5 protein-coding genes are annotated in these 5,648 nt (G+C 71.5%); all 5 read right to left on the bottom strand.

Annotated features, from left to right (window positions below; all coding sequences use genetic code 11):
• Positions 1-1,557: ABC-F family ATP-binding cassette domain-containing protein (locus B8460_RS07270; protein ID WP_048860920.1), on the bottom strand; the 1,557-nt coding region annotated here is incomplete at its 3' end.
• A 52-nt stretch (positions 1,558-1,609) separates the two neighbouring features.
• Positions 1,610-3,205 carry an isochorismatase family protein gene (locus tag B8460_RS07265; RefSeq protein WP_048860919.1) on the bottom strand — a complete coding sequence of 532 codons (1,596 nt, stop codon included), beginning with the start codon at positions 3,203-3,205 and terminating at the stop codon, positions 1,610-1,612.
• A 6-nt stretch (positions 3,206-3,211) separates the two neighbouring features.
• Positions 3,212-4,060 (bottom strand): MBL fold metallo-hydrolase, encoded by an 849-nt coding sequence (locus B8460_RS07260; protein ID WP_048860918.1) that lies wholly within the window; start codon positions 4,058-4,060, stop codon positions 3,212-3,214.
• Complete coding sequence (locus tag B8460_RS07255) at positions 4,050-4,958, bottom strand: amidohydrolase family protein (protein WP_048860917.1); 909 nt, start codon at positions 4,956-4,958, stop codon at positions 4,050-4,052. The genes B8460_RS07260 and B8460_RS07255 overlap by 11 nt, the downstream gene beginning before the upstream one ends.
• Positions 4,955-5,648: VWA domain-containing protein (locus B8460_RS07250; RefSeq protein ID WP_048860916.1), on the bottom strand; the 694-nt coding region annotated here is incomplete at its 5' end. The genes B8460_RS07255 and B8460_RS07250, both read right to left, overlap by 4 nt.

The raw sequence follows: 5,648 nt of genomic DNA, 5'->3' as shown, positions 1-5,648 counted from the left end.
GACGGGACGGGACGCCGCCGCGCGGCCGGGCGGCGGCGCGGCGCCAGCCAGCGCGCCGACGGCGGGGCCGCCCTGGGCCAGCATGTCCGTGTAGCCCCCCGCATAGTCGAGCCAGCGCCCGTCGCCCGCCGTGACCAGCACCGAGGTCACGACGCGGTCGAGGAAGTCGCGGTCGTGGCTGACCAGCAGCACCGTGCCGGCATAATCGGCCAGATGTTCCTGCAGCAGGTCCAGCGTCTCGAGGTCGAGATCGTTGGTCGGCTCGTCCAGCACCATCAGGTTGGACGGACGGGCAAAGGCACGCGCCAGCATCAGCCGCCCGCGCTCGCCCCCCGACAGCACGCCGACCGGCGTGCCCGCCTGATCCGGGGTGAACAGGAAGTCCTTCATGTAGCCGACCACGTGACGGCGCTGGCCGGCCACCTGCACCGTGTCGCCGGCCCCGCCGGTCAGCGCCGCGGCCAGGGTCTGCGCCGGGTCCAGGGCCTCCCGCCGCTGGTCGAGCGTGACCTGCTCGATCCCGGTGCCGAGCCGCACCTCGCCGGAATCGGGCGCGAGGGCGCCGGTCAGCAGGCGCAGCAGCGTGGTCTTGCCCGCCCCGTTGGCGCCGATGATGCCCACGCGGTCGCCGCGCATCACGCGCGTGGTCAGGCCGCGCACCACGGCGCGGTCGCCGTAGGACTTGCTCACGCCGTCCGCGACGATGACCAGACGGCCGGACAGGTCGGCCTGCGCCGCCTCCATCTTCACGCTGCCGATGGCCGCCCGTGCCTCCCGCCGCGCGGCGCGCAGGGCGTGCAGGTCGGCCAGCCGGCGGACATTGCGCTTGCGCCGCGCGGTCACGCCGTAGCGCAGCCAGTCCTCCTCCGCCGCGATCTTGCGGGTGAGCTTGTGGCGGTCGGCCTCCTCCTGTTCCAGCACCGCATCGCGCCACGCCTCGAACCCGGCGAAGCCGCGGTCGAGCGTGCGGGTGGCGCCGCGGTCCAGCCAGACGGTGGTGCGGCTGATGGCGTCCAGCAGCCGGCGGTCGTGGCTGATGGTGACGATCCCGGCGCGCATGCCGGCGAGTTCGGACTCGAGCCACGCGATGCCGGGGAGGTCGAGGTGGTTGGTCGGCTCGTCGAGCAGCAGGATATCCGGCTCCGGCGCCAGCACCGCCGCCAGCGCCGCCCGGCGTGCCTCCCCGCCCGACAGCGCAGCGGTGTCCTCCGCCCCGGTCAGGCCGAGGCGTTGCAGCAGATACAGCGCGCGATGGCGGTCGACCGCCGCGTCGGTGCCGAGTCCGGCCTCCACGTAAGATAGCGTCGTGGGATGGCCCGAGAGGTCCGGCTCCTGCGGCAGGTAGCGGATGGTGGCACCAGGCTGCACGAAGCGCCGCCCGGAATCGGGCGCGAGCAGCCCGGCCGCGACGCGCAGCAGCGTGGATTTGCCCGATCCGTTGCGCCCGACGAGGCAGACGCGGTCCCCCGCCCCCACCGACAGCCCGGCGCTCTCCAGCAGCGGCGCGGGACCGAAGCGGAGCGAGACATCCTGCAGCGTGAGAAGCGGCGTGGCCATGATCCGGCGGCCGCTCTACCGCAGCGCGGCCCGGACCGCCAGCGCGGGCCCCTCAGCCGCCGAGGGCCGCCAGCACGTCCGCAAGCGTGGTGACGACCGCGACGTTCTGCATCGCGTGGTCGATCGAGGCCCGCTGCCAGTCGGCATTCATCGTGGAGCAGCAATCCGCCGGCACGACCATGAAGTAGCCGCGATCGGCGCCGGTGCGGGCGGTGTGCTCGACCGACATGTTGGTCCAGGCGCCGGTGTTGAGGATCACGTCGCGGCCGAGGGCGCGCAGGACCGTCTCCAGTCGCGTGCCCTCCCACGCGCTCATGCGGCACTTCTCGACCACGAAATCGCCGGGCCGCGGCTCCAGTCCCGGGGCAGGTGCGGCGCCCCAGGTGCCGCGCACGAGGGCGTTGGAATCCACCACCCCCTCGAACAGCGGCGCGTTAAGCGTCAGCCCCGGCGCGCCCGGATCGACCACGAAATGGACGTGGATCACCGGGATGCCCCGTGCCCGGCATGCATCGGCGAGGCGGCGGACATTGGCGACGACGTCCTGCGCCCGCGCGTGCTCCGGCGCCCCGGAGGACGCGAAGGCGCCGCCGTCCGAGATCACGTCGTTCTGCAGATCCTGCATCAGCAGCACGGTCCGGGCCGGATCGAGCACGAGGCCGGCAGACGGGTCGGACGCGGAGGACTGGGCGGCAGACGACTGGGACGCGGCGCCGGCGGGCGCCGCCGGCGTGGCCTGGGCGCGCATATACGGCTCGGTCCGGGGGCCGACCTTGGTCGGGACCGCATAGACGGAGTGCGTCGCGGTGACGAACAGGGTGCGGAACCCCTCGCCGCCCCAGGCGAGGTTGGCCGCCATCTCCGGGATGCGCACCGTGCCGAGCCAGTCGCCGTCGGGCGCATAGACGCGCACGCCGCCGGGCCCGGTGACCCAGACATTGCCCTCCGCGTCGCATTTCATGCCGTCGGGGCGTCCGGGCTCCAGATCGGACTTGATGCCGGAGGCGAAGACGCGCGGCGCGCCCAGCGTCCCGTCCGCCGCCACGTCGAAGACGCGGATCAGCGCCTGTACCGTGTCGTTGACGTACAGCAGCCGCTCGTCGGGCGAGAAGCACAGCCCGTTCGGCTGGGTGAACAGCGTTCGCTCTACCAGCAGTTCCGGCGCGCCGCCGCCGGGCGGCACGCGATAGACCCCCTGAAACCCGAGCTGCGTGGGACGTTCGACGCCGTAGACCGGCATCCGGCCATAGGACGGATCGCTGAAATAGATGCTGCCGTCGCCGCGCACGCAGACGTCGTTCGGGCTGTTCAGCTCCTGCCCCTGGAAATGCGAGGCGAGGATGTCGCGCCGTCCGTCCGGGTATTCCCGCACCAGCATCGACGTCGCGTGTTCGCAGACGATCAGGTTGAGCCCGGCATCATAAGTCATGCCGTTGCCCTTGTTCGACGGGCGCCGCACCTCGCGCACGCCGCCCGACGGGTCCCAGCGGCGGCGGACGTCGGCCGGCATGTCGGAGAACAGCAGGTAGCCGTCGCGCGGGTGCCAGATCGGCCCCTCGGTGAAGGTGAAGCCGGTGCCGAGTTGGGAGACCGGCGCATAGGCGTCGATCAGCGTCTCGAAGTGCGCGCGCAGGGCGGTATGGGTCATGGCGGATCAGGCCGGGAACCAGTCGCGGCGCGGCAGGCTTTGCGTCGCCGGGCCGGGCACGGCGTTCTGCAGGCGCGCCGCCACCTGTCCGCCCTCGATCCGGGCGGGGAAGTCGTGCACCGGCAGCAGGTAGCGCGAGGAGCTGAGCAGCTTCTTGATCGCCGCCTTCTCCTGTCGCTTCGTCGTGCCGTGATTGCCGGTCACGCGCGGCTCGCCATCCTGGATTTCGTTGAACGGCTCGACGATCTGGTCGTTGAAATCATAGATCACGTCGCCGCAGATGGTGGCCAGCCCGTCCGCGGTATCGACATGCACGTTCATCGATCCCTCGGTATGCGCGCCCGCCGCCTCGCACCGCACGCCCGGGCATATCTCCGTCATGCCGCTGATTTCCAGATCGAGGAAGCGCAGCGCATGGCGGGTGTGCAGCCGGTCCACGAGGTGCTTGACGTCCGGCGCCGGATATTGCGGGTGCATCAGGCCGGAGACCGAATATTCCAGCTCCCGCCGGTTGAGCACGACGGTGGTGCGCATCGAAAACCGGTCGTCGCAGCCGGCATGGTCGATGTGCAGATGCGTGTGCATGACATAGCGCACGTCCGCCATGCGGACGCCGTGCCGGGCGAGCTGGTTCTCGATCATGTTCTCGTGGAACGCGAGGCCGCGCATGCCGAGCGATTCCATGATCTGGTTGGAGCGGAAGCCGGTATCTACCACGATCGGCCAGGGGCCGCCGAGGATGAGGAAGCCGAACGTCTTGACGCGCTTGGTGCGCCCGCAGTCGCGGCCGAGCACGAGAAAGCTCGCCTCCAGCTCGATGTCGCCGAGGTCCAGAAGTTTGATTTCAAGCGGCATGGTCGGGTTCCTCCAGACGATAGATGCGGCTGGCGGTGCCGCCCATGATGGCATCCCGGTCGGCGTCCGGCAGATCGGCGATGGCCGCCCGATAGGCGCCAATGAGCGCGCCGTAGTCGGTCCAGAGCTTCTCGATCGGGAAGTTGGAGCCGAACAGGCAGCGCCGCGGGCCGAACAACGCCACCGTCACCCGCACGATGCGCGCGATATGTGCCGCGTCGTTGCGGTGGATGAAGGTGCCGAGGCCGGACAGCTTCGCCACCACGTTGGATTGCGCCGCCAGCGCCCGCATGCCGGCGTGCCACGCGGCCTCCCCGGCGGGGCTGGTATCCTCCAGCATGCCGGCGTGCTGGAGGATGAAGATGACGTCCGGGCAGGCCGCCGCGAGATCGGCCGCGTCCTGCATCTGCGACGTGAACACCTGTAGCTCGAACGCCCAGCCATACGCCGCGAGGCGGGCGACGTTGGCACGCAGCACCGGATCGCGCGCGAAGTCGGGGCGGGCGGCGAAGCGGTACTGCGCGTTGGCATGCCAATGCAGCTGCATCCGCACGGCACGCATCAGCGGCACCGTCGCGAGACGGTCGTATTGCGCGCGGGCATCGTCGGCGGTGAGGTCGGCATAGGCGGCGATCGCATGCGGCCAGCCGGTGGCGTCGGCGACGGACTGCACCCATTGCGCCTCCTCCAGATAGCGCGCCGGGGGCCAGTTCGCCTGCACGTAGACCGAGCGGGTGACGCCGCTGCCGGCGATGTCGGCGCGGTACTCCGCGATCGGATAGTCGCGCCGGATCGGCTCGTAGGGGCCGAAGATGCGCGGCTGCATCGGACCCAGCAGCCAGGGCAGGTCCTGCTGCCGCCAGATGTGGTGATGTGCGTCCACGACCACGCTTGTCACGCCGCTTCCCTCCGTTCGTGCAGGATGTGGGCGACCAGCGCCGCCGTGGTGCCGCCGGGCACCAGGTCGTGCAGCATTGGCCGCACCGCCCGCATCGCCTCGGTCTGCGGCGCCTCGCCGGCGGTGACCAGCGGCGACAGCCACGCGATGCGCCATGCGAGGCGCGACAGGCGCCGCACCGCGTCCACGAGTACCGACGGATCGCCGCGTTCCAGCCCGTCGGACAGCACGAGCACCAGCGCGCCGCGCGCGGCCGCGGCGAAGCGGGGCACCCCGAGGAACGCCGCCAGCGCGTCGCCGAGCCGCGTGCCGCCGTCCCAGTCCGCGACGGTCTGCGACGCCTCGGCCAGCGCCTGTGTCCGCATCCGCAGACGCATGGCGCGGGTCACGCGCGTCAGCCGGGTGCCCATGGTGAAAATCTCGATCCGGTCGGCGGCGCGCGCGAGCGCGTGGGCGAAGCGCAGATGCGCGTCCGTCCGCGCCTTCATCGAGCCGGAGACGTCGATCAGCAACAGGATGCGGCGCTGACGCAGCTTGCGCCGTCGTCGAGGCAGACGCACGGCATCGCCGTCATGGCGCGCCTGTTCGCGCAACGCGCGCTGCAGGTCGATCCGCCGTCCCCGCCGCGCCGGGACGAGGCGATGGCCACGCCTGCGCGGCAGAAGGCGCGGGGCGCGCGCGGCCATGTGC

It is taken from the genome of Acidisphaera rubrifaciens HS-AP3, assembly GCF_000964365.1.
GTDB lineage: Bacteria > Pseudomonadota > Alphaproteobacteria > Acetobacterales > Acetobacteraceae > Acidisphaera > Acidisphaera rubrifaciens.
Note: the sequence above shows the minus strand (reverse complement) of the source record. Positions and strands in the feature narration are given on the sequence as shown.